Source organism: Olsenella porci (assembly GCF_009695875.1).
Classification (GTDB): Bacteria; Actinomycetota; Coriobacteriia; order Coriobacteriales; family Atopobiaceae; genus Olsenella_H; species Olsenella_H porci.
Genome location: NZ_VUNC01000004.1, coordinates 131,527 through 155,662, shown reverse-complemented (window position 1 = coordinate 155,662; position 24,136 = coordinate 131,527). Strand labels below are relative to the sequence as shown.

Sequence of the window (24,136 nt, the reverse complement as noted above, 5' to 3'; positions counted from 1 at the left end):
CCATGGGCAGCGGTAGGGCGAGGCGCGACGAGGGGTTGCACACCCGCCTGGAGGGCGAGGACGCGGGCGAGTTCAAGGCCTGCACCAGGAAGCGCCGCTACGCGAGCGAGGCCGAGGCCAAGAAGGCGGCCGAGAGGAGCTCGCGCAGAAAGGACGCACCCAAGATCTTCGTGTACCGCTGCGAGTACTGCGGCGGCTGGCACCTCACGCACCACCGCCCCCGCGGCGGGAGAAAGTAGGCGGGGGCATCGTGCACCACGGAGGCCCCCTCGCGGCCGGTGGGTCGGCGAGGGGGCCTCGTTGCGTCGTGTCTCTCCCCTGCGGCCTCAGTGGGTCGAGATGGAGTAGAACTTGTAGTTGCGCACGTGGCGCGAGACCCCATGCCCGATGTAGGCGAGAAGGACTGCCGTCGCCGCTAGTGCATCGCCTTGGAGAAGGACGGGGCCAGCCTGGTGCCCGCCTCCTCCTCGCGGAGCTCCCGGAGGATCGACCACGCCATGGGGATTGTCACACAGAAGGTGACGCAGTCGGTGACGGGCTGGGCGAGCTGGACGCCCGTGATGCCCATGAGGTGGGGGAGCACGAGGACGACCGGGGCCAGGACCAGGCCGAGCCTGCAGGCGCCCAGGATGGTCGCGCGCCACATGCGGCCGGTGGTCTGCAGGAGGAAGTTGGTGATCATGGCCGTGCCCGTGAGGGGCATGGTCAGGCTCTCGACCCTGAGGGCGAGCACGCCGACGGCAAGGACCTCGGGGTCGCTCGAGAAGAGGCGTATGAGGGGCTCGGCGAACGCGCAGGTGAGGATGCCGATGCCAAAGACCAGGGCGAGGGCCACGCGCACCGAGAAGAAGTAGCCCTCGCGGATGCGCTCATACCTGCGGGCGCCGTAGTTGTAGCCGATCAGTGGCTGGAAGCCCTGGCCGATGCCAATCTGAACGTAGTTGCCAAAGCCGGTGATGCGCTGGACGATGGCGAGGGCGGCGATGGCGGCGTCCCCGTAGGGCCTTGCCGCGCCGTTGAGGAGCGTGGTCGCCACGCCCAGCATGACCTGGCGCACGAATGAGGGAAGTCCGCCGTTTGCCACCTCCTGGGCAAAGGCCCCCGTGGGCCTGGTGACCCAGCGGGGCGAGAGGGGCGTGATGCCAACGCGCTGCATCTGACGCACCAGGAGCAGGAAGCTCAGCCCCTCGCACACCACCGTGGACGTGGCACTTCCCGCTATACCCATGCCCACCACATAGATGAGGACCGGGGTGAGGAACATGTTGAGGACGGCGCCCGACATGATGGCGACCATGGAGTACAGGGCCTCTCCCTCAAAGCGGAGCTGCATGTTGAGCATGAGGGAGCTGCACATGAAGGGTGCTCCCAGAAGGATGATTCCCACGAAGGTGCGAGCGTACGGGAGGATTGTGGCGGTGGACCCCGCGAGCATGCAGATGGGATTGATGAGGAGGTTGCCCACGAGGGCGATGACCGCCCCGGCGACCAGGGTGCAGGCCAGGCCCGTGCTGGCAATCTCGCATGCCCGCTCCCTACGCTTGGCTCCCAGGTAGCGGGCGATGGCTCCGCCCGTGCCCTGGCCCATGCAAAACCCCACTGCCTGGATGGCGGTCATCACTACGAACGAGATGCCGATGGCGCCCGCGGCAGAGGTCCCGAGCCCACTCACGAAGAACGTGTCGCTCAGGTTGTAGATGCTCGTGACCAGGTTGGAGAGGATGGACGGGGCCGCGAGGGATAGGATGAGGGGGCGGATGGGCTCCTGGGTCATCTGCCTGAACTTCTCGCGTGTCGTGTCCTCGCCTGCTGCCATGGTCCCCATGGTACGCCTGGGGAGCCAAGGCAGCAGGCGGCCATGGAAAAGAATGCCCAGAGAATGAGGCACCAGGCAGCATGGCGTCGTGTCTGGCGGCGGGCATCCATGCTATTGGGCTGCTGGAAGGCTTGGAAAAGGTAACGGTTCCCGTGCGGGTGCGGAGTGCCCGCTTAACCTTCTCCGGGCTCGTGTTGATTGCGGTGCACGGTGCTTAACCCCCTAGCCCTCATGCGTATTTTGGAGCCGCCTGTTTAGTATCGCTAGGCCTCATGCGGGTTTTTGAGTCGTCTGCTTAATCTTGCTAGCCCTCTTGTGGATTGGGCGACAATAATCCGCACGAGGCCGGCCCCTCTCGCCCCTCTTCGAGCACTTTGGTCGGGTGTGGTTTTGCTGCTCCCGCAGAACATCCCGCCGACGTCGGTAACCGCTGACGCGGGTAATGCCAGCACAGCTCCCTAGCCCCTCTTGGATGAGACTCCCTCCGCTGGCGCCTGGGGCGAGAGGATCAGCCCCAGCATGAGGGGGGTCGCGTACATCAGCGGGAGCGCGTAGCGGGTGATGGCGCCAGGGCACACGAGCATCGACAGGCTGGCAAGCGCGATGGGGACCATCACTGCCCCGGAGCGGTTGCGGCGATAGAGCGCGGCAAACAGGGCGAGAAGGGGCAGCAGCCCGCCGTAGGTGCCAATCTTGAGGGCCTGGGGGACCAGCTGGAGGAGCGTGTTGTAGTAATAGCCGCTTGCAGCGTCGTTGAGCTGCTTCAGGGCATAGGGTTGCGTGGTGTCGATCCCCGTGTCGCCCTCGTACCCGTCGAGCGCGGGGACGGCCTCCTCGCACGAGGTGACGGGAATCTGGATGGGCGTGGACGGGATGAACAGGCTCCCCGCCACCTTCACCGTTGACTGGATGTAGTGCCAGGGGTGCGTGAGCCCCAGGCGCACCCATGCCTTGAGGTAGGCACGCACGTCCTCGCTCGACGCGTCCCACTCGTACAGGTTCTTGGTGGGGTCGATAAAGGTGGGGTCGTAGACCTTGAGCACCTGGCCTATGGGCATGATGCGCTCGATCACCTCCTTGTCCTCCTGACTCACGGAGTCCCCGTCGTACTTGAGGACCGTGGCGACCTGCTGCATGGTGAAGCCCAGGCTCTCCTGCCTGCCGCCGGGCGCCAGGTCAAAGCAGGCGTAGCTCAGTGCGGGGAATGCGACGACCCCCAGCGCCACGGGGACGGCAAGCGCCACGAGGGCGCGCCCCCAGGCAGGGCGGCAGAGCGGCAGGAGCACCAGGAGGGAGGGAACCACGACGTAGATGCCGACCTTCTTGGTGAGGATGGAGAGGGTTGAGAACGCAATGGTCGCAACCAGGTTGCGCGGGCGCCGGAGGAACTCGCCGCGCGTGCGTGCGGCCTCGCAGTAGCACAGGAGGAATGCCAGGAAGAACGGCGCGAAGAGCGAGTCCTTGAGCATATCCGCGGCATAGCGAGCATAGGGGACGAAGACGCAGGTGAAGACCGCGACGGCGAGGCGCAGCACGCGCGGGACGCGCAGGCGCTCCAGGTAGCAGGTGGTGGTGGCGAGCACGGTCGCGGAGAGCACCGTCTGCAGCAGCACGAACGCACCGTAGCCGATGCGCTGGTCTCCCAGCGCCTGGCCAAGGTCGTGTGCGGCCCCGTAGACGAGCGTGGTGAGGAAGGGGTCGTGGTCGATGTACTTGTGGTCGATCACCACGCTGACGGCACGGGCGGCGTAGTAGGTTGGCGCCGACGTCGTGGTCTGCGCAATCTGGTGGAGCGTGTCCCAGTCGGTCATGCAGGGCAGGGCGGGGATGACCCAGATGGCCCAGGCGGCGAGAATCACGAGGGTGAGCCTGCGCACGTCTCGCCCGTTGAGGGAGAGCGGGGCGGCGTCGATTAGGCGGTCGTGACGCGAGCTCATGATGTGCCTCGCCGGCTCCCACAGGAAGACGACGGCGGCAAGGAGGCACCAGAACACCGCGAAGGTCCCCACCAGCGAGAGGAGCCCCTCCAGGTATGAGGACGGCTGAAAGTTGATGCCGTCTCCGCAGTTGGCCATGGTGGAGACGGCGGTGACAACCGCGATGACCGCGGCGAGGCAGGTGGCATAGCGCATGGCGCGCGGCTTCTTGGCGTGGAGCGAGCGCGCGAACTTGATGGGGTTGGGCATGGATGGTCTTTCGGGTTCGAAATTGGGGCGACCAGCACGGCCGGCACGACAGACATGCAGGTAATTCTAGCATCACGGGTCCCGGCATCCCCCTCGGCCTGTGCGACAATGGGGCCAGGGAGAGGGGAGCGGTCATGAGGAACGCACGGCTCGTGGTCATGAGGCATGGGGAGAGCGTCTGGACGGACAAGACCCAGAACCGCTTTGCCGGCTGGGTGGACGTCCCCCTCACCGAGCGGGGGAGGGAGCAGGCGCGCCACGCCGGCGAGCTCATGGCGGCGGAGGGCATCGCGCCCGACGCGCTCTTCACGTCGCTGCTGCGTCGCACGATCGTCTCGGCAGACATCGCCCTGGACGTGCTCGACCGCATGTGGATTCCCGTGATCCGCACCTGGAGGCTCAACGAGCGGCACTACGGGGCCTTCCAGGGCCAGACGCGTCCCGCCATGCGAGAGCGGTACGGCGACGAGCTGTTCCAGGCCTACCGCAGGAGCTTTGACGTGCGCCCGCCGCAGATCGACCCGTCGTCCCCGTACTTCACCGGAGGCGACCCGCGCTACTCCGCCGCCGCGGGTGACGCGCTGGGCGGCCCCGACCCCAGCGCCATCCGGAGCGAGTGCCTGAAGGACGTGATCGCCCGTCTGGAGCCCTTCTGGCAGGCATACGTGGTGCCCGTGCTCCTGCAGGGGAGCACGGTGCTGGTGGTCACGCACGGCTCGGTGGTGCGGTCGCTCATCAAGGTCATCGAGGGCGTCTCGGACGACCAGATCGTCCACGTCAACGTCCCCACGGGCATCCCGCGCGTGTACGACTTTAGGGTGGACGCCTTTGGTGGCCTGCAGGTGAGGGGAGAGGGCCGCTACCTTGACCCGGAGGCGGCGGAGGCGGGAATGGCCGAGGTCCGCTCGCTGGCATAGCGGGGGAGAGGGGCGACCCTCCCGACCCCAGGCCCCACCCTACGGATGCAGCAGGTCCTCCACAAAGCCCACGCGGTAGTTGGAGAAGACCACGGAGCCCTCGTCCTGCGTGGCGTCCAGGTCCACGTCTGCCGCGATGCCAAAGTCGTCGTCGCCGTCCGAGTCGTGGAACATCTGCCGCACGTGCCACACGTGGTCCTTGCGCTCGTCGGTCTCGTCCACCACCAGGTAGCGCGAGCTGTGAGCGTCCCCGTCGAGGAGAATCTCCTCGTGCTCGTCGTACAGGCCGTCCAGCGCGTCGCGCCAGCGGGCCTCGCGCCAACCCCAGTCGCCGTCCAGCTCGCCCAGTCCCGCCTCGTCCCGCACGGCGGCGAGCCTCACACGGCGCCAGAGGGCGTTGCGAACCAGCAACGTCACGGCGCGGCGGTCGCGCACCACCACGTCCGCATCCGGCGCGGCGAGCTCGGCGCCCGCGCCCTCGTCCGTCTCGGCCTGCGACCACTCGTCCACCAGCGAGGAGTCCACGGTGCGCACCACAAGGCCCAGCCAGTGCACGATGTCCTGAAGGCGCTCGTCCAGTTTGTCCGCCGGGACCGTGCGGTCGAGCACGCGGTAGGCGTCGCTCAGGTAGCGCAGCAGCGTGCCCTCGCTCCGGGCGATGCCGTAGCGTGCCACGTAGCCCTTGAAGTCGCTGGCGGTCTCGACCATGTCGCGCAGGACGCTCTTGGGCGAGAGCTCGAAGTCGCTTGCCCAGGGCACCTTCTCGCAGTACTGGGCAAAGGCCGCCTGGAGAAGCTCCTCCAGCGGCTTGGGGTAGGTGACCTCCTGGATGCGGTCGATCCTCTCGTCGTAGTCCACCCCGTCGGCCTTCATCTGGGCCATGGCGCGGTCCCTCGCCTGGCGCTCCTGCACGCGCAGGATCTGGCGCGGGTCCTCGAGCGTGGCCTCGACCATGCTGATCACGTCCAGCGCGTAGGTGTCGCTCTCGCGGTCCAGCAGTTCCAGTGCCGCGAGGAGGAAGGGCGAGAGGGGCTGGTCCAGGGCAAAGTCCTCCGGAAGGTCGACGGTCAGGCCGTACTCCACGGTCGTCTCGCCGTTCTCTCCCTCCGCCTCGCGCCTCTCGACCACGCCGGCGTCAATGAGGGTGGCGAAGATCTCGTCCGCGCGGGTCACCAGGCGGAGCTTCTGCTCGTCGGTCTGGTTGGAGTCGTCGATCAGCCGCATGACGCGCGCGTGGGCGTCGCCGCCCTGCTCCACCTCGGAGAGGACCATGGAGTGCGTGACCTTCATGTGGGGGTGCAGGGTCTCGGGCGCAGCCTCGATGAGGTGCTGGAAGGTCTGCTCGTTCCAGCCCACAAAGCCCGCGGGCGGCTTCTTGGTCTTGATGCTCCGGGCCTTCTTGGGGTCGCCGCCCGCCTTTGCGAGGGCGCGTGCCTTCTCGATGTCGTAGATGGTCGCCTGGGCGATGACCAGGCCCTCGGTGTCAAAGCCAGAGCGACCCGCGCGGCCGGCGATCTGGTGGAACTCGCGCGCGTTGAGACGGCGCTGCCTCCTGCCGTCGAACTTGGTGAGCGAGGTAAGCAAGACGGTGTGGATGGGCACGTTGATGCCCACGCCAAGCGTGTCGGTGCCGCAGATCACGGGGAGCAGCCCCTGCTGTGCGAGCTTCTCCACCAGCAGGCGGTAGCGGGGGAGCATGCCTGCGTGGTGGACGCCCACGCCCTGAAGCAGCAGCCTCCGCAATGTCTTGCCAAAGGTGGTGGTGAAGCGGGTCCCGGCGACCGCCGCCTTGATGGCGTCGCGCTGTTCGCGGGTGCTCACGCCGTAGCTCGCGAGCGACTGGGCGCTGGCGAGGGCGCTGTCCTGGGCAAAGTGGACGATGTAGACGGGCGCGTCGCCGTCGTTGAGGGCGCGCTCGACCGTGGCCTCCAGGCCCGTCTCCACAAACTCGTACGAGAGGGGCACGGGGCGCGGAGCGTCGAGGATGCGGTCCACGGGGCGGCCGGTGTGGAGCTCTAGCGACTCGGCAATCTGCGTGACGTCTCCCAGCGTGGCGCTCATGAGCAGGAACTGCACGTGGGGGAGGGTGAGGAGGGGCACCTGCCAGGCCCAGCCGCGGTCGCGGTCGCCGTAGAAGTGGAACTCGTCCATTGCGACGCAGCCCACGTCCGCGCGCTCCCCCTCGGCGAGGGCGAGGTTGGCCAGGATCTCGGCGGTGCAGCACACGACCGGTGCCTGCGGGTTTATCGTCACATCGCCCGTGATCATGCCCACGTTGTCGCGCCCGAGCACGTCCACCATCTCGAAGAACTTCTCGCTCACCAGCGCCTTGATGGGGGCCGTGTAGTAGCTGCGGCGGTCGGTGCACATGGCGATGAAGCACATGCCCAGGGCCACGAGCGACTTGCCCGAGCCCGTGGGGGTCCCCAGGATCACGTTGTCCCCGGCGGCCAGGTCGAGGAGCGCCTCCTCCTGGTGGTCCCAGGGGGTGATCCCGTGGCTCTCGACCCAGCCCAGGAAGAGCTCCAGGGCGTCCTCGGGCGGGATGTTGGGAAAGTGCTCGTCGTCGGGCCAGGGGACCAGCTGCCCCAGTGAGACGTCCCCCTCCCCGCGTGCCTCGTCCGTCTCGCCTGCCGCGTCGCGCGCGTCGATGTCTGCCATGGCCCTCCCGCCTGCCTCGCTTTCAGGGACTGAGTATAGCCGTTGGGCATCCCCCGCCCCACGCGTGGGGCGGGTTGCGCTGGCGTGTCATGGCGTGCGTTCCGGCTAACGGGAGAGGCCCTGCCGCCTGAGCTCGCGGGCCAGCCACTTGGGGTTGTTCGCGATGGCGCGCCCCACGCCCACCAGGTCGCATGCGCCTCCGCGGACGAGGTCCTGCGCCTGGGCCAGGGTGCGCACGCCTCCCGCAAGCATCACGGGGACGCCGACCGCCGCACGCACCGCACGGGAGGCGTCGGCAAACCAGCCTGGCTCGTCATGCCCCACGCGGGAGTAGTAGCACATGCCGCCGGAGACGCTCAGCAGGTCGGCACCGCGGGCCTCGCACCAGCGGGCAACCTGCACGCCGTCGTCGATGGTGAGACCTCCCGGCAGGTAGTCGCACGCGCCGAGGCGGACCGAGAGTGCCATCCCCGTCCCAAGCGCCTGGCGCACGGCCCCCACTACGCGGAGCAGCAGGCGGGCCCTTCCCTCCAGACTGCCGCCCCAGTGGTCGGTGCGGTGGTTGGTGAGAGGGGAGAGAAACTGGTCGAGCAGGTAGCCGTGGGCGGTGTGAACCTCCACGCCATCAAATCCCGCCAGCCGCGCGCGAGCGGCGGCGCGGGCGAAATCGGCCACGACCCTCTCCGCCTCCTGCTCGGTCATGGCGCGGGGGAGCTCGTGGCCGTGCTTGGCGCCCGGGCAGGCGACGGCGCTTGCCGCGAGCGTGGGCTGGCCCGTCAGGCGCGAGGACGCCGCCGACCCGGCATGGCTCAGCTGCAGAAATGCCCTGGCCCCGCTGGCGTGGACCACGTCTGCCTCGCGGGAGAGGCCATTCACGTCACGGTCGCGGCTTGCGGACGGCTGGCCCGGCGTGGCCCTGCCCTCGGGGCTCACGTAGTGGTGCTCGAGCGTTACGAGCGAGAGCACGCCCGGGGCGCCGCCCTGCAGAAGACGCCGGTCGCGGGCGAGCAGCGCCTCGGTGACCTCGCCGCTTCGCGACGCCCTCCCGCACGCCATGGGCGGTATCGCCAGCCTGCCGTGGAGGGTGACGGGGCCAACCGCCACGTCGTCCGCGAGCGAGGGGGTCCGGCTGCCCTCGGTGGGGGCGGCTAACGCGGGGGAGTCGTCTCTCCCAGACGAACACACCTCGGCAGTCGTGGCGGTCACCTCTCGCCCGGGTGTGTGCGACGACCCGTCCTCAGCGGCAATGGACTCTGACCATGGATCCCCTATCCCTCGTCTGGGCACGTGTCGCCGCCCCTGAGCTCGTCGCGAACCACGTCGTGGAGGATCCTCTCAGCCTCGGCCATCGCCTCGCGGTCACCCGAGTTCCGCGCCGCCCGATACGCGTTCATTGCCTGGAAGAACGGGCTCTGCAGGTCCTCAGTGTCGGGGACGTCCCCCTGGGCGCCGGAACCCTGGCCCGCAATGTGGCCAAAGGTTTGGGGAGAGACCTGCGCGTCCCCCTCCGCAGGGCGTTCGTCCGGGCCGTCCGGAAAAGCCGTCCTCCTCCCGCTGGCCTCGAGGTCCCTCCTCAGGCGCTCGGCAAGCTCCTCGTCGCTCTCGTCCATCGTGTCTCCTCTCGGCGCATGCATCTGCCAACCACGTCAAATTGCCGACTCCACGAGACTACTCCTGTTCTCATGCACCCGCGTGCCCAGCGAAGGCGTCCAGCTGTCGTTCCCATCCCCAGGACCGCTGCATGGGACGCCCGCCTTGGGGGACAATGAACTTGTCAGGAAGGTTGCAGGTTCGCGCGGAGGCATCCGTCAGGGCAGGGGGGAGAGGCTCATGGTTGCAGGCTCGCGGGTGAAGGCACTGGCAGGCACGATTGCCGCGACGGCCACGGTGGCGGCGCTCCTCTCCGGGTGCTCGGTGGGCACCGGCAGCACGGACGCGGCGACCGACTCCGGCGTGGTCGTCACCGACCCGTCGGTGTCGGACTCGAAGGTGACCAAGGAGGACTCGGTCCCGTCGTCCACCCCTGCGAAGGCGGACTCCAAGGCTGACTCCGCCGCCGGCTCTGGCTCGTCGCAGGCGAACGCCGCACACGACGTCGAACTCGACTCGTACTCGTTCGACCTCCCCTCCTACTGGAAGGGCAAGGTAGATGTGGAGGTCAACGGCGACGAGGCGACGATCTACTCCAAGGACGTGCATGACCAGGGCCGGCTCATGACCCTCAGCTACGTCGACGAGACGGAGCCGCAGGTCGCTGGTGACATCGCCAACCATCTGGTTGCCTACTTCCGCTGCGGCAGCGGTACCGTGGAGGTGTGGACCACTAACTTCCCGTACCTCATCAAGTCCGACTCCCTCCCCGGCCTGAGCGACGAGTCCGCCGCGACCCTCGTGGACCTCTCCACCGGAGGCCAGCTAAGCTACGATGACGTGAAGGCCGCTGTGAGCGCTGACGACGTCTCGATGGCGGAGTACAACTACACCAAGACCGCCATCACGGGCGTGTTCCCCAAGTAGCGGGCGAGACGGACTGCGGCAACCGGCAGTGCGTGGCACGCGTCGGGCGAGAGGGGAGGTGAAGGCGCAGGTGAGGGTCCTCATGGTGATGGACCAGTTCCTCGGCGCCAACAACGGCACCACCATCACGTCGGAGCGCTTTGCCAGGGAGCTCGCCCACAACGGCCACGAGGTCCGCGTGGTCTGCAGGGCGGACCCTGACTCCGCCGCCCGCGCCCCTCTCGGCGTCTATCCCCAGGGGGAGCTGCGCTACCCTTTGATCCAGCACCTCATCGACGAGCAGGGCATGGCCTTCGCGCGCCCGGACGACGTCTCGCTGCGCGAGGCGCTTGCCTGGTGCGACGTGGTCCACCTGCTCATGCCGTCGGACCTCGCGTACCATGCCGCGCGGATCGCGCGCGAGATGGGCGTTCCCGCCACCGCGGCGTTCCACGTCCAGCCCCAAAACCTCTCCAGCTCCATCCACCTTGGGAAGTTCGCCCCTCTCAACGACCTCATCTTTCGCCTGTTCTGGAGGTATCTATACCAGTACGTGGACCACGTCCAGTGCCCGAGCATGATGATCGCCCGCCAGCTGGTCGACCACGGCTACACCAACGCGCTGCACGTAATCAGCAACGGCATCGACGACTCGTACGCGTACCGGCGCATCTCCAAGGAACCCTCGCTCCAGGGCCGGCTCGTGGTGACCATGGTGGGCCGCTACTCGGTGGAGAAGCGGCAGGACGTCGTGATCCGTGCCATCGCTCGCTCCCGCCATCGCGCCACGATCGTGCTGGTCCTTGCCGGGCAGGGTCCCACCGAGCGTCGCCTGCGCCGGCTTGCCGACTCGCTGGGGGTCGACGTCCGCTTTGGGTTCCTCTCGCAGGCCCAACTCCACGACCTGCTCTCGATGACCGATCTGTACGTGCACGCGTCTGACATGGAGACAGAGGCCATGAGCTGCATGGAGGCATTTGCCACCGGGTTGGTTCCCGTGATTGCTAATTCGCCCCTCTCCGCCACGTCCCAGTTTGCGCTGTGCGACCGGTCCCTGTTCAGGGCGGGCGATCCCGCGAGCCTGGCGAGCCAGGTGGACTGGTGGCTCGAGCACCCGGACGAGCGCGAGCGCATGGGCCAGGAGTACGCAAGGCTCGCGGAACGCTATCGGGTGGGCGCGTGCGTCAGCCGGTTCGAACGCATGCTCTGCAAGGCGGTCGACGACGCGCACGCCGGCAGGACTCCCGCGCCCGGGATCGTCGACGAGATGGCTATCCCTCCGTCGTCGTCTCTTCCCGAGGCAGAGGGCGACGGCGATGCATGACCAGGTAGGGGAGAGGGGCGCGGCATCCGGCATCAACCCCTCCCGTCGCGTTCGGGTGAACCCCCTCCACGTGAGCGAGGTCAAGCCCGAGCACGTGGTCGAGATGCCGCATTGGGGGACCTTCTCGACCCCGTTGGGATACGACTACCTGCGTCGCAGCAGGTCGCAGGTCGTGGGATACCACGTGTTCCGCGCCATCCTCGACGCGGCCGCCTGTGTGGTGACGCGCCTGTTCCTGGGGTTCAAGCTGCGTGGGCGCGAGAACGTGCGTGCCCTGCAAGGCGGCTTCGTGAGCGTGTGCAACCACGTCCAGACGCTCGACTGCGGCATGGTCCTCCAGGCACTGCGGGGGCACCGCGTCTATCTCCTCAGCATCGAGAGCAACTTCTCCATCGCGCTCTCCGGGCAGTTCGTGCGCTGGGGCGGAGCGGTTCCGCTCTCGCCCAACCATCGGCAGCTCCACGAGCTCGTTGTGGCGATGGGCGACGCCCTCGGGCACGGCGACGTGGTCCACGTGTATCCCGAGACGGCGCTGCTGCCGTACCATCGGGACCTGCGTGCCTTCGCCACCGGCGCCTTCAACCTCGCCGTGAGGAACCACGTGCCCGTGCTCCCCATGGTGATTACTCAGCGCGAGCGAAGGGGGCTCTGGCGCGTCCTCAAGCGCAAGCCGTGCCTCACGCTCACGTGTTTGCCCGCCATCTACCCGGATGAGTCGCTGGGGAGGGTCGATGCTACCTACGACCTCGCCGAGCGTTGCTGGCAGGCCATGGATGCCGCCCTGCGAGCGGGTGCCGTGGGGGACTGAGCAGGGGAGGGCGTGGCGTCCCGCGGATGTGGTTCCCCGCCAACGAGTCTCGTAAGGATTAACGCGGTTAGACCGACCCTAACCGCGTCAAATCTTTACGATTCGCTGTTAAACCAGCCCTGGCATAAGTGTCCGGGCTCCCGCCAGCCTTCGACTCGACCAGGAGGCCGAGGGCCAGGGAACCGGATGTGCAACGCCATGCCGCGGGAGGCGCCCGATTCGTAGCGTGACCCTCCTCGGCGGGGGGGGGAAGGATCTAAGACGTGGGGCCATGGCCGACCGTCGCACGCGGAGGGGCGCGGTTTGCACGAAAGCCGGCCCCCCATTCTTAGCCCATTGATTCCCCATCGTGATCGTCGCGGGGCAGTTGGGCCTGCCTCAGCTCCAAATCCTAAGGGCTCAACGGCCGCCGCGCCTTCGTGGAGAGAACGGGCTGGCGCCGCTCGATGTCCCCATCGCCTCTGGAGCCCCAGCCAGCGAACGCTCCATACGCAAAGACCAGACGCCCCTCCCGTGGACCGTCCGGTCGGGGGAGAGGCGCCTGTCATCGCGTCGTTTTGTCAGCCGTGCCTAGAGCTTGATCTGCGCGTACACGGTCTGGTAGTCGACCTTGGGCTTGACGTCGGTCTGGCCGTCGTCGGTGTTCTCGGTCTTGGGCTCGAGGATGTTGTCCGTGTAGTACTGCGGGTAGTTGTACCAGAGGTCGCGCTTCCACAACTCGGTCACGATGGACATGCGGTCCGAGAGGTCCTGGTAGCACTGCAGCACCTGCTGGTAGGTTGCGTAGTACTTTGAGCTGGAGTCCACGGTGGTGGACTGCGCCGTCTGCAGGGCCTGGTCAACGGTGTCGGCCAGGGTGGAGGCAGCATCGGAGTTGGACTGGCGCTCGTCCTTGTCGTTGAGGTAGGTGCTGTCAAAGGTCGACTCGGCTGCGCTCACCTGCTTGTCGAGGTCCGCGAGCTTGTCGTACAGGTCCTTCACGGTCTGCTTTGCCTGCTTGTCCGCATCGCTCTCGGTGCTCGCCGAGTCGGCGGAGTCGGACGACGCGGAGTCCACCACAGCCGTGCTGTCGCTGTCTGCCCCGATCTTGGTCAGGTCTGGCTTTGCCACCTTGTCGCTTGCGGAGAAGCACCCGTGCATGATGAGGGCGAGAAGGACCACGACCACAATCGCGGCGATTCCCAGGATCTTCATGAGCTTGCGGTTGTCGGACGTCTCCCAGTCGTCGCCCGAGTGGCGCGAGACGTACGCGTGCCCCTGCGGGACCACGGGGTGGATGGGGTTCTCGCTGATGTAGCCCTCGCCCGTCACCAGGTGCTCGGGCTGCTCGGGCTCCGTGGCATGGGTGGGGGAGACGTGCTGCGCGTGGCTGGGATACCCCTCGATGGGCGCCTCGTCGCCCACGTGCTCCTCGCTCATCGCCTCGGCTGCCTCGCGTGCCCTCTCGCCCGCCTCGTGCACGGCCTTCGCGTCGATGATGCGGGTGGGCTCGCTCGAGAGCTCGTCTCCCGCGGCCTGCCCCGCCTCGAGCCTCTCGCCCTCGGCACGGATGGCCTCCACCTCGTCTTCGCTCAGCCAGTGCTCGAGCCTCTCGCCGCAGCTCATGCAGAACAGCTGGCCGGGCTTGAGGGGCGCACCGCAGTGGGGACAAAACTTCTTTGAGGTCATGGCGACTCCGGTTCTTACGAAAGTGCGACTCGGTCGCATATGTACCCCCACTATACGTGACGCTGAATGTGGCCGCAAAGCGCGTTTTCCTCCCACACAACCGGCACGGCCGCCGATTTGCCCCGTCAGTCGGGTTCCCGTCGGGCCACCCGCCGAATGCCCCCGGGGACGGTGCACCTGCCCCGTATACTCTTGCCAAGGTTACGTTCAGGAACTTTTGGAAGAAGGAGGCACCAACAATGCACAAGGGTACGGGTTGGCTTGCCGCGGTCGTCGCCCTGGTGACCGCGATGGCGGCTCCGGCAACGGCGCTCGCCGCGCAGGACATGTACCGGCTCTACAACCCCAACTCGGGGGAGCACTTCTACACCGCGAACGTGGCGGAGAGGGACTCGCTCAGGCGGGTGGGTTGGCGCTACGAGCAGGTTGGCTGGGTCGCGCCCGACCACTCGGCGACTCCCGTCTACCGCCTGTATAAACCCAACGCGGGCGACCACCACTACACCATGAACTCCAACGAGAAGGACATGCTGGTCAACGCCGGCTGGAGATTCGAGGGCATTGGCTGGTACTCGGACGACGCTCACTCCGTGACGATGTTCCGCCAGTACAACCCCAACGCGCGCTCGGGGTCGCACAACTACACCACCAACGGATCGGAGAGGGACTGGCTCGTCTCGCTTGGCTGGCGTGACGAGGGCCTCGCCTGGTACGCGCTTGGTCCGGGAAGGGCTGACCCCAACGCGGACAAGCCCGCTCCGAGCAACCCCGGAACCGACGGCGGATCCTCATCGCAGGGTGGCGGCAGCACGGTCACGAATGTGGTGTACTACACCCCGAACGGAGGCTGTTATCACAAGACAGCGAGCTGTAGGACGCTTAGGCGTTCGAAGACAATTCTCCCTGCCAGCCTGACGGATGCCCAGCAAATGGGCCTCAAGCCTTGCAAGGAATGCTGGCACTAGGATTCATCTTAGAAAACATAAATACAAGAGAGGGCGGGGGACGCGCGATGGCACGTCCCCCGCCCTCTCTGTGACCACCTGGCGAGGCCACCGCCCATCTTCTCACGCCCGTCTCACCTTGCGCGATTTCCTCGGCGAGTGGATAGACGCCCCGTGCGCCCCTACTCGCAAATCTTGCAGGGAGTGAGGCCGCGTGCCTCGGCGTCGCCCAGCGTGGTCTCGGTGACCGTCTTGGCGTTCCTGAGCCCGCGGCAGTTTGGCGTGGAGTGGTAGCGCTTGCCTGACTTGGTCACGTATACGACCTGGCCCTTGTCCTCGCTCGCCGAGGGTGCCGCGGTGGGCGCCGCCGACTGCCCGCTTGTGCCAGAGGATGCCGATCCAGACCCGGACGTCGTGCCTCCCGTCTCAACCTGGGCACCCTCGCCGACCGCGGTCACGCTTCCCGTGGTGTAGTTGATCTGGAACCCCTTGGCGGCGTTGTAGACCTCGACCTCCTCGTTGATGATCCCGTCGCTCGAGAGCACGTCCACAAAGACGGACCGGGGGATCAGCTCGCTCCCCTCGTACACGGGCGTCGCCACGTACATGACGGTGGTGTCGGGATGCTGGCGGAGCAGGGCTCGCACGGCGGCCTCGGTCATCTCCATGCCGCCCTGGTCGTTGTTTGCGCCCACGTTCTGCATGCGCGTGCCGGTCACCAGGTTGTGGAGCTCCGCGTCGCCCCCGAGCGACTTGGCCAGCAGGTGCGAGCGGTTCCAGAACCAGCCGTGGTACAGGCGGCCGTTGGGGAGCTCAATCTGCACCCTCTCGTTGTTGCCCCATCCCGCGGGGTCGGGGAGGTCGCCCCTCTCGCTTGCCGTGCCCTCGTCCATCATCTGCTTGGTGACGCATGCGGCGACCTGGCCGGCGCGGCCCAGGGAGTCGAGCTGCGAGTACCTGACCTCGCCGGGGCTCAGCTGCTGGGAAATGCGCGCGTCGCCAACGTGGCGGACGTAGTTTGGGCTCTCTGCCTCGTTCCAGGCGGTGTAGGCGTAGGTGACGGGCTTCTGGGACGCCGTCTCCTGCGCCTTGGGCTGCGAGGCCGCCGGCTGGTCTTCCGTCGCCTGGGAGTCCGCCGCGGGCTTGGAGTCCGCGGAGTCCGTGCTGGGCTCGGACTGCGAGGCATAGGTTGGGGTGGAATCCGCCTGGGCGTCTCCGCCGCTTTCGTCACACGCCGAGAGGAGCAGGCCACTCGTTGCCAGGCAGCAGGACAGGAGAATCGCCCAGACCAGGCTCGTCACCCCTCCGTGCTGGTGGAAGCGCGTGCGTTTGCATTGTCGCGGCTCTCGTGTGTCCCTCATGGCCGCCCCCGTTTCCGAAGAGATTCCGAGGTTTTTGCAAGCTAGCTGCAAGCTAGACGAACGATAGCAGAGCCGTGGCGTCACGTCGCCCAGATGATGCGACGGGGCGGTGACGGGGAACTATCATGGTTGAATGGCGCAATCGAGGGGGCTGCCTGCCCCGGCGCGCGTTGAGGGGGGAAGATGAGGGAGTCTCTCAAGCGGTATTCTGCGGAGTTTGTTGGGACGTTTGTGCTCGTGCTCTGCAGCTGTGGGGCGTGGCTCGAGCTGAAGGCGGTGGGATACGTTGGGGTCGCCCTTGCCGTTGGGCTTGCCACCGCTGCCATGGGCTATGCGCTGGGGCAGGTCTCGGGCGCCCATCTCAACCCCGCGGTGTCGCTGGGGATGTACCTCGACCGTCGCATTGACGCCCGCGACCTGTTTGGCTACTGGGCGGGCCAGTTCCTGGGCGCGCTTGCGGGGGCGGCTATGGTGTTCCTCCTCGTGGCCCTGTCCAACGTGGGCGTCGCGACGGCGGCGGACCTGGGCTGCAACGGGTTTGGCTCCCGCTCCCCGGTGGGCGTGTGGCTCTTTGGCGCCATCCTGGTCGAGGTCGCCATCAGCTGCATCCTGACCCTCGTCGCGCTGGGTTCGACTGGCGGGCGCGGGAGAGAGCAGTCCTCCGGAGTGGCGCGCGGCGTCGCTCTGGCGGGTGTCACCATGTTCGCCGCTCCGCTTACCCGTGCCTCCGCAAACCCCGCACGGAGCTTTGGCCCGGCGCTCATGATGGCCTTTGCGGGCGACCCCGTCCCCTTGGGCCAGCTCTGGGTTTTCATCGTCGCACCGTTCGTCGGCGCATCCCTCGCGGCCGCAATCCACGGCTTCCTCAAGCCGGGAGCCAAGCCCATCAAAAAATAGGATCGCGCCCCACCAGGGGAGAGAAGAGGCCCCTGGAGTCGTGGCATCCGCCCATGGCTCCGGGGGCCTCGCGCTCCGCGCCCGACCCTACTCGTACAGGTGCTCGCTAAAGTAGCGGTCGCCTCGGTCGGGGAAGAGGGTCACGACCGTGCCATGGTCGATCCTCTCCGCAACCTGCAGCGCGGCGAACAGCGCCGCGCCGGAGGAGGAGCCGGCGAACACGCCCTCCTTTCGCGCAAGCTCGCGCGAGGCGCCGTACGCCTGGTCGTCGTTCACCTTGATGACCTCGTCGACCAGACCCATGTCCATGGTGTCAGCCACAAAGTCGTTGCCAATGCCCTCGATCGCGTAGGCTGCATGCTCGCCGCCACCCATCGTGGAGCCAACGGGATCGGCGAGCACGCCCCGTATTGCCGGGTCCCTCTCCTTGAGGTAGCGCATGATGCCGGTGAACGTGCCGCCAGAGCCGGCGCCCGCCACAAAGTAGTCGATATGCCCGCCCAGGTCGCGCCAGATCTCCGGCGCGGTGCTCTCGTAGTGCGCCTGGGGGTTTGCCTGGTTCTTGAACTGGCGCAGCGCGACGGAGCCGGGAATCTGGCCCAGCAGCTCCTCCATCTTTGCCTGCGCGCCCAGCATCCCGTCCTCCTCGGGCGTGTGGATGATGCTCGCCCCCAGTGCGCGCATCAGGGTCTGCTTCTCCTCGCTGAACTTACCGGGTACCACGAACACGACCTTGTAGCCCTTGCCCAGGGCAGCAAAGGCGATGCCCAGCCCCATGTTGCCGGCGGTTGCCTCCACGATCGTGGAGCCGGGCTTCAGGAGCCCGCGCTCCTCGGCGTCGCGCACCATCCACACGCCCGTGCGGTCCTTCACGGACCCCGCCGGGTTCATGAGCTCCAGTTTGGCGAACAGCTCGACCTCGGGCTTGACGCCCATCTCGTTGATCTTGAGCATGGGGGTGTTCCCCACCAGCTCGCCCATCGAGTTATAGTGGTGGCGCATCCCTAGTCCTCCCTTGCCGCCGCGATTGCCTGCTCAATGTCCGCGAGGATGTCGCTTGCGTCCTCGATTCCCACCGACAGTCGGATGAGCCCGTCGGTGATCCCCACGCGGTCTCGCTCCTCCTTGGGGATTGCCGCGTGCGTCATGGTAGCGGGGTGGCACACCAGCGACTCCACACCGCCCAGGCTCTCGGCCAGCGCGACGAGGCGCGTGGACGCGAGGAACCTGTGCGCGTCGTATCCGTCCGCGAGCTCAAAGCTCACCATGGCGCCCGCGCCCGAAGCCTGGCGACGGTTGACCTCGTAGCCGGGGAAGTCGGGCAGGCCGGGGTAGTACACGCGCGCCACAGCGTCGTTCTCCTCAAGAGCCCGGGCGATGACTCCCGCGTTGTGCAGGTGACGGTCCATGCGCACCCCCAGCGTCTTGATCCCGCGGATGAGAAGGAACGAGTCAAACGGGCCAAGCACCCCTCCCGTGGCGTTCTGGACGAAGGCCAGGCGGTCGGCGAGCTCCTTCGTCGCCACCACGGCGAGACCGGCGACAACGTCGGAGTGCCCACCCAGGTACTTGGTGGCGCTGTGGACCACCACGTCTGCCCCAAGCTCCAGCGGCCTTTGCAGATAGGGCGTCATGAAGGTGTTGTCCACGATGGAGAGGAGCCCGTGCTCGTGTGCGATGCGCGACACCTCCCTGAGGTCGGTGATGGTCATCAGGGGGTTTGCGGGGCTCTCCACCAACGTTGCGCGGGTGTTGGGGCCGATGGCCGCCTCCAGGTTTGCCGGGTCGCTGGTGTCCACCACGCGGAACGTGAGGCCAAAGTGGTCAAACACCTGGTTCAGTACGCGATAGGTGCCTCCGTACACGTTGGTGGGAATGATGACCTCGTCGCCCGCAGAGAGAAGGCTCAGCACCGCGGTGATTGCCGCCATGCCGTTTGCGAACGCAAAGCCGGCGTAGCCTCCCTCCAGGTCGGCGATCAGGCGCTCGAGGGCCGCTCGCGTTGGGTTACCCGTGCGCGAGTACTCCCAGCCCCGGTTCTTGCCCACGCCGTCCTGCTGGTACGTCGAGGTCTGGTAGATGGGGATATTGACCGCGCCCGTGACGGGGTCGGTAGTCGCTCCGGCGTGGATCAGGCGCGTGGCAAACGACTGGGTTGGCTGCTGGCTCTGCTGTGGCATGCTGTTCCCTTCTCCCGCCTCATTGTGGCGCATGGGTTTCACGCTCCCACGGCGGGGAGGCATGACTCATGGCACCCCTCACGGGGAGGCGGACTCTTCTCTCAACTTGTCTTGTTTGGAATTGCCCCTTCGGGTGGGGCGACCCATGTGGTAGGGGAGACGAACGTGGCCCTATGCTCCGACGGCTCTACTCGCCGTGAAGGCAAGGCGGCACCCATCCCTCATCCCCGGGGTGTCAGGCACAACAGGCACGCACCCAGTGAACCAACAGCGCCTTTGCATGCGAGCTCGTGCGTGCTGCCGTCGCCCTCACCTCCCGGTAATCCTCATTGAAAAACCTAGTGAATAACTAGGATATATGCTTTATACGGCGGACGAGAGGGGCTGTCAACGCGGATTTCCACCGAGTCATCCGTTGGAAACAAAGGGGGCTGAGACAGGAAGGCAATCGGGGGTGCCTTGGCAGGTCAGGTTATCCAAAGCAGAGAGTCGCAGCCAATGGGTAGGGATGTTCAAAGGGGCAATGAAGGGGCGGGGAGCCGGGAAGCCGTGCTCCGCATGTGCACGTCTCGGTTGCCCACCCCTGGTCGGTCTTGGTCGTGGCCATCCCTCTCATGGTCGGTAGCCTGTGCCCAAAGGGACGACGATGGACAAAGAAGGGGATAGTGGAGCCAAGTGTCCCAGGTTCCTGCTTTGCTTGCCTCGTCCTCTCTCCCCTGGCCTCTAGCTCATGCATGTTGACATCGTCGTATCCCACACGGGCTTCGGAGTCTTTAATCACGGCCCCTCCTGCGCCTGTGCGGGCCCCGGAGGTTTTAAGCACCCGTTCCTATCGCCCACGTGGGGTCGGGATGTGCTTAATGAACCTAGCCCCCATGTCCATTGGTCGCCCTAATGCTTAGCAAACCTAGCCCTCGTGTGAGTTTTCGGCGCTTTGCTCGCACGAGGCCTAGCACCTCTAAGCTTCCGGGACGGAAATCCGCACGAGGCCTAGTGACGCTAAGCACCGTGCTTTGGAATTTGCATGGGGGCTAGGATTGCTAAGCATCCGACATGGGTGATATTCGCGAGGCCTGGCTTTGTTAAGCACGATGCCTTCCAATACGTGCAAGCCAGGGAATCCCTAAGCACGTCGCTCCTTCCGTCGCTGCTGATTTAGGTGTGACAGAGTGGCTCGTCCGCCGATGGGCTTGGAAGCCGGCGTGGCGTCGGGCTTCAGCCTCCGCCGTGGGGTACGGCAGGCCGGCCCTTCCTCTCTTTGGCATCCAAAGCGGCACCCAGTGCTGTGGGGTGTCGGAGGGGAGGGTGACTGCCAATCGGTACGCTCCTCCCTTCCTTGACCGCGATGCGTTGCCTCTGGCGAGAGCGTGAGGACCAGCGTGCCAACGACCGGTGTGCTGCAAGCGGCTAGCCTTGCTGGCTCCTATGCCTCGTCCGTCTCGCTTGTCTTTGCCTTTGAGCTGTGACGGGTCGTGCTGCGGGACGGCACCAGTACCGTGCTGTCGCCAAACTGCGAGATGAGGTCCTCGAGCTGTTCGATGTAGTCCTGGGCCAGCTCGGAGAGCTTGCGCTGGGAGTGGACCACGTACCCTACGTTCATGACCTCGTCGGTCTCGAGGGGAATCGAGACGATCCCCGCGAACATCTCGTCGGACCGCACGCCCGTGGACACCAGGAAGCCGTCGTAGTCGCGCAGCAGGCCGGTCATGGTCGCGCGGTCGCTCACGATGATCTGCCGGCTGTTGGGTAGCGAGCTCAGGGGCTCCTCCGAGAAGTAGAGCGAGCTGTCCGGCCCCTGCTCAAATGTGTACCGCGGCCAGTTGGCGAGGTCCTGCGTCCTCACGCTCTTCTTGGACGCAAGCGGATGGCCCTCGTGCACGAACACGTGGGGCCGCGCCTTGAACAGGGGGACAAAGCGGAGGCTGCACTCCTCCAGGCGGCGACGCAGTGGGCGCTCGTTGCTCGTTCCCAGGTAGAGGATGCCGAGGTCGCTCTTGAAGCTGCGCACGTCCTCGATCACGTCGGCCGTGCGCGTCTCCCTCAGGGTGAACTCCTCGGGGTTGCCGTTGTCGTGCTCGGAAACAAAACGGATGAATGCGTTAACGGCAAAGGCATAGTGCTGCGACGATACCGAGAGCCTCTGGTGGGTCCTGGTCCTGCCGCGCTGGTACCTGTCCGAGAGGAGGTCCGCCTGCTCCACCACCTGGCGTGCATACGAGAGGAACTCGACGCCGTCACTCGTGAGCGAGATGCCCCGGCTCGAGCGGTTGAAGATGGTGATGCCCATCTCCTGTTCGAGCTCCTTCACCGACACGGAGAGCGATGACTGCGACACGAACATGCTGTGCGCGACGGCGTTGATCGAGCCGCTCTCGGCGATGGCGATGACGTAGCGCAACTGCTGTAGGCGCATGGGAGTCTCCTCTGACAGGTGTCAAACTCCAATCGATTTAAGCGATAGGAGAGGGACGTGTCAAAGGGAGACAAGAGGGGTGGGATGGGTGTGCCAACTCAATAAACTGCAGGTAGACATACCAAAAAGCAACATATCCAATACAGAGATAGCCACCTATGGGAAGCAGGTATATGCAGATGCACGTTCGCGCGACGCCAGAAAGTGGCGTGAAAGGTCACAGGCGTGCCTACGGCGCCAGGACGAGGTTGACTCCCAGCGAGCCAATGGCCCCTGCCGTCTGGTCGTCCACCGAGTCGTCCATTACCACGTTGTCCATCTGTCCCAGGTCGGCAAAGCGCTCCAGGGCCACGACCCCCAGCTTTGAGGCGTCCGCGAGGAGCGTGTGCTCCCCGGCCATGGAGAGGAGCCTGCGATCCAGCTGGGCGGCGCGGACGTCCGGGGCGGTGAGTCCCGCTTCCAGGCTCACGCCCATCGTGGACATGAAGCACTTCTGCGCGTGAAACGCGTCCGCCATGAGTTCGGCCTGGTCGCCATAGGAGTACTGCTGCCTGTGGCTCAGCTCGCCGCCCAGGACGATTACCGTGAAGTCGTCCCGCGCGTCCAGTGCGAGGGCGACGTTGAGGTCGGGGGTGATGATCCGCAGGTCGTGCACGTTGGAGCGCGCGAGCGCGCGGGCGAAGGCGAGGACGGTCGTCCCCGTCGCCAGCACGACGGTCTCCTCGGAGCCAACCAGGGGCAGCGCGGCGTGGGCTATGCGGCGCTTCTCGGCTGCGTACCCGCGGAGCTCGGGGGAGGCCTCCCGCGGCATGCCGCTTGCCGGGACGGCACCGCCGTAGGTGCGCACGACCTTGCCCTCGGCCTCCAGCGCGGCGAGGTCCGTGCGGATGGTTGCCGTGGTGACGTCGAACTGCCGGGCAAGGTCGTTGACCGTGCAGCGTGACTGCTCTCGCACCAGCGAGGCGATCTTGCGCCTGCGCGTCAGCGCGCTGTCTGCATCCCGAGCCATCGTGCACCTCCCTCGCCATGCCGTGCAGCCAGAAGGGGCCGACGGGACGTCTGGTCACCGTACTTCTCCCCCTCGGGCGTGGGGTGTATCAGAAAACTCCTGATGGGATAAAAACGATGACCGAACGACCGGGGGAGGGGAGAGGTGCGGATGGCTTAACGGTACCTCGCCGGATGGTGCAATGGTCCACCGTGGGCATGCCACGGCGGACAACCTCCATCATCGTGAAAGCCGGCTGCACGATTGGCGGGTCGGGCCTATGCCAGCCTCTGCACGTAGCGCACGAAGGCGTCGCGCTCGCGTGCCGTTTGAAAGGTCGCGGTGTACGAGTAGTCGCACATCTCGTCCGCGATGGCGCTGGGGACGGGTCCGCTCATGCGGATGGCGTCGCCAAACCTCGCGCGTATCTCCCCGTCGGAGTGGGCGTAGCGATGCCCCTTTCGCCTCCCGGCGTACACGCAGTAGCTCGCGCGTGCGGAGCGGGGGACAAGGCGCCTGTCGTGGCACACCATGTCCGCCCAGATCTGGTACACGTCGGTTGAGTGGGCAAAGTCCATCATGTCTGGGGTGTGGCCCCCCGGCGGCCGGACGTTGACCTCAAGCCCAACGTAGTCGCCCGTCTCGCCCAACCCGGGCCGCGACTGCGACAGCCTAAAGAACTCCATGTGCACGAACCTGCTCCTGAGGCCAAAGCTCACCGCGGCGGCACGCCCGAGCGAGCGCAGCCGCGGGTCGACCTTCGGGCGGCACCAGTAGGCCAGGTCCAGGCTCCTCTCGGCCACGTCTGCCATCGAGGGAGGGAACTCCTCCATGTTCTCGAACAGCGGGTTGGAGTGCGAGTCCAGGATCGCGTCGTACGACACGATGTCCCCTGGCACAAACTCCTCGATCACGTAGGGGCGCTGCGGGGCGGGGGAGAGGAACGCGGCCAGCTCCGCCTCGTCGCATATCTTCCTGGCGCCGTCGGCACCCATGCCCACCTCGGGCTTGGCGAACAGGGGAAATCCCACCTCCAGCGAGAAGCGCCGTGCCGCCGCGAGGGTCGTCACCCGCTCCTGCCGGGCGGATGGGATGCCCGCGGCGGCGTAGAGGGGCTTCATGCACGCCTTGGACCTCAGGCGCGCCACCTCCTCCACGCCCGGGCCGGTCGTCACGTTGAAGTCCGTGCGCAGGCGCGCGTCGAGCTCGAGCCAGTACTCGTTGTTCGACTCGATCCAGTCGACCTTGCCGTACTTGTAGCTAAAGAACGCGACCGCCCTGAACACGGCGTCGTAGTTCTCGAGCGACGGGGTGTAGTAGTACTCGGCGAGAGAGTCGCGCAACCGCTGATCAAGCTGGTCGTAGGGGGTGTCGCCAATCCCCAGCACCCGCACACCCTGCCGCCCCAGCCGGTCGCAGAACTGCCAGTAGCCGCTGGGAAACTGCGGGGAGACGAAGACGAAGTTCACCCCTGCCT

The 24,136-nt window shown here is 66.6% G+C and carries 19 protein-coding genes; 7 read left to right on the top strand and 12 right to left on the bottom strand.

Going from position 1 to position 24,136, the window contains the following annotated elements; translation table 11 throughout:
- The first annotated feature begins 2 nt into the window (after positions 1-2).
- Entirely contained in the window at positions 3-239 is a 237-nt protein-coding gene (locus tag FYJ68_RS06440) for a hypothetical protein (protein WP_154435183.1), read from the top strand.
- A gap of 176 nt (positions 240-415) precedes the next feature.
- Here FYJ68_RS06440 and FYJ68_RS06435 read toward each other — a convergent pair whose 3' ends face one another.
- Both FYJ68_RS06435 and FYJ68_RS06430 read right to left on the bottom strand, forming a co-directional pair.
- A complete protein-coding gene (locus tag FYJ68_RS06435) occupies positions 416-1,816 on the bottom strand; it encodes an MATE family efflux transporter (protein WP_229772080.1) in 1,401 nt (466 codons plus the stop codon).
- Positions 1,817-2,274: 458 nt separating this feature from the next.
- Complete coding sequence (locus FYJ68_RS06430; protein WP_154435179.1) at positions 2,275-4,002, bottom strand: DUF6020 family protein; 1,728 nt, start codon at positions 4,000-4,002, stop codon at positions 2,275-2,277.
- A 134-nt stretch (positions 4,003-4,136) separates the two neighbouring features.
- On the opposite strand from FYJ68_RS06430, the gene FYJ68_RS06425 reads away from it, so the two are divergent.
- The gene (locus FYJ68_RS06425; RefSeq protein ID WP_154435177.1) at positions 4,137-4,919 is read left to right on the top strand and encodes a 2,3-bisphosphoglycerate-dependent phosphoglycerate mutase; all 783 of its coding nucleotides are present in this window, start codon (positions 4,137-4,139) and stop codon (positions 4,917-4,919) included.
- 39 nt (positions 4,920-4,958) lie between these two features.
- Here the strand turns inward: FYJ68_RS06425 and FYJ68_RS06420 are convergent, their stop codons facing one another.
- From FYJ68_RS06420 to FYJ68_RS06410, 3 genes are all read right to left on the bottom strand, one after another.
- Positions 4,959-7,580, bottom strand: a complete 2,622-nt coding sequence (locus tag FYJ68_RS06420; protein WP_154435175.1) for a DEAD/DEAH box helicase — start codon at positions 7,578-7,580, stop codon at positions 4,959-4,961.
- Positions 7,581-7,685: 105 nt separating this feature from the next.
- Positions 7,686-8,786, bottom strand: a complete 1,101-nt coding sequence (locus FYJ68_RS06415) for an NADH:flavin oxidoreductase (RefSeq protein WP_154435173.1) — start codon at positions 8,784-8,786, stop codon at positions 7,686-7,688.
- Between the two features lie 62 nt (positions 8,787-8,848).
- A complete protein-coding gene (locus tag FYJ68_RS06410) occupies positions 8,849-9,190 on the bottom strand; it encodes a hypothetical protein (protein ID WP_154435171.1) in 342 nt (113 codons plus the stop codon).
- Between the two features lie 220 nt (positions 9,191-9,410).
- On the opposite strand from FYJ68_RS06410, the gene FYJ68_RS06405 reads away from it, so the two are divergent.
- The 3 genes from FYJ68_RS06405 to FYJ68_RS06395 are packed head-to-tail and all read left to right on the top strand — an operon-like array spanning position 9,411 to position 12,208.
- Positions 9,411-10,097, top strand: a complete 687-nt coding sequence (locus FYJ68_RS06405) for a hypothetical protein (protein ID WP_154435169.1) — start codon at positions 9,411-9,413, stop codon at positions 10,095-10,097.
- Positions 10,098-10,155: 58 nt separating this feature from the next.
- Positions 10,156-11,400 carry a glycosyltransferase gene (locus FYJ68_RS06400; RefSeq protein ID WP_154435167.1) on the top strand — a complete coding sequence of 415 codons (1,245 nt, stop codon included), beginning with the start codon at positions 10,156-10,158 and terminating at the stop codon, positions 11,398-11,400.
- Positions 11,393-12,208 carry a lysophospholipid acyltransferase family protein gene (locus tag FYJ68_RS06395; protein ID WP_154435165.1) on the top strand — a complete coding sequence of 272 codons (816 nt, stop codon included), beginning with the start codon at positions 11,393-11,395 and terminating at the stop codon, positions 12,206-12,208. The genes FYJ68_RS06400 and FYJ68_RS06395 overlap by 8 nt, the downstream gene beginning before the upstream one ends.
- 570 nt (positions 12,209-12,778) lie before the next feature.
- Here FYJ68_RS06395 and FYJ68_RS06390 read toward each other — a convergent pair.
- On the bottom strand, positions 12,779-13,876 hold the full coding sequence (locus tag FYJ68_RS06390) for a zinc-ribbon domain-containing protein (protein WP_195837740.1): 1,098 nt from the start codon (positions 13,874-13,876) through the stop codon (positions 12,779-12,781).
- A 239-nt stretch (positions 13,877-14,115) separates the two neighbouring features.
- Between FYJ68_RS06390 and FYJ68_RS10210 the strand changes: the two genes are divergently transcribed.
- On the top strand, positions 14,116-14,841 hold the full coding sequence (locus FYJ68_RS10210) for a hypothetical protein (protein WP_229772079.1): 726 nt from the start codon (positions 14,116-14,118) through the stop codon (positions 14,839-14,841).
- Between the two features lie 161 nt (positions 14,842-15,002).
- On the opposite strand, the gene FYJ68_RS06380 is transcribed toward FYJ68_RS10210, so the two are convergent.
- A complete protein-coding gene (locus FYJ68_RS06380) occupies positions 15,003-16,121 on the bottom strand; it encodes a DNA/RNA non-specific endonuclease (protein ID WP_326832249.1) in 1,119 nt (372 codons plus the stop codon).
- Positions 16,122-16,364: 243 nt separating this feature from the next.
- On the opposite strand from FYJ68_RS06380, the gene FYJ68_RS06375 reads away from it, so the two are divergent.
- Positions 16,365-17,078 carry an MIP/aquaporin family protein gene (locus tag FYJ68_RS06375; RefSeq protein ID WP_154435158.1) on the top strand — a complete coding sequence of 238 codons (714 nt, stop codon included), beginning with the start codon at positions 16,365-16,367 and terminating at the stop codon, positions 17,076-17,078.
- An 87-nt stretch (positions 17,079-17,165) separates the two neighbouring features.
- Here FYJ68_RS06375 and FYJ68_RS06370 read toward each other — a convergent pair whose 3' ends face one another.
- The 5 genes from FYJ68_RS06370 to FYJ68_RS06350 all read right to left on the bottom strand — a co-directional run bounded on the left by FYJ68_RS06370 (position 17,166) and on the right by FYJ68_RS06350 (position 24,128).
- Entirely contained in the window at positions 17,166-18,080 is a 915-nt protein-coding gene (locus FYJ68_RS06370; RefSeq protein ID WP_154435156.1) for a PLP-dependent cysteine synthase family protein, read from the bottom strand.
- Between the two features lie 2 nt (positions 18,081-18,082).
- A complete protein-coding gene (locus FYJ68_RS06365) occupies positions 18,083-19,258 on the bottom strand; it encodes a trans-sulfuration enzyme family protein (protein WP_154435154.1) in 1,176 nt (391 codons plus the stop codon).
- Positions 19,259-20,681: 1,423 nt separating this feature from the next.
- Positions 20,682-21,671, bottom strand: a complete 990-nt coding sequence (locus tag FYJ68_RS06360; protein ID WP_154435152.1) for a LysR family transcriptional regulator — start codon at positions 21,669-21,671, stop codon at positions 20,682-20,684.
- A gap of 229 nt (positions 21,672-21,900) precedes the next feature.
- Positions 21,901-22,680: a DeoR/GlpR family DNA-binding transcription regulator gene (locus FYJ68_RS06355; RefSeq protein WP_154435150.1), complete on the bottom strand. Its 780-nt coding sequence runs from the start codon at positions 22,678-22,680 to the stop codon at positions 21,901-21,903.
- A 257-nt stretch (positions 22,681-22,937) separates the two neighbouring features.
- Entirely contained in the window at positions 22,938-24,128 is a 1,191-nt protein-coding gene (locus tag FYJ68_RS06350) for an ATP-grasp domain-containing protein (protein WP_229772078.1), read from the bottom strand.
- Positions 24,129-24,136 lie beyond the last annotated feature (8 nt).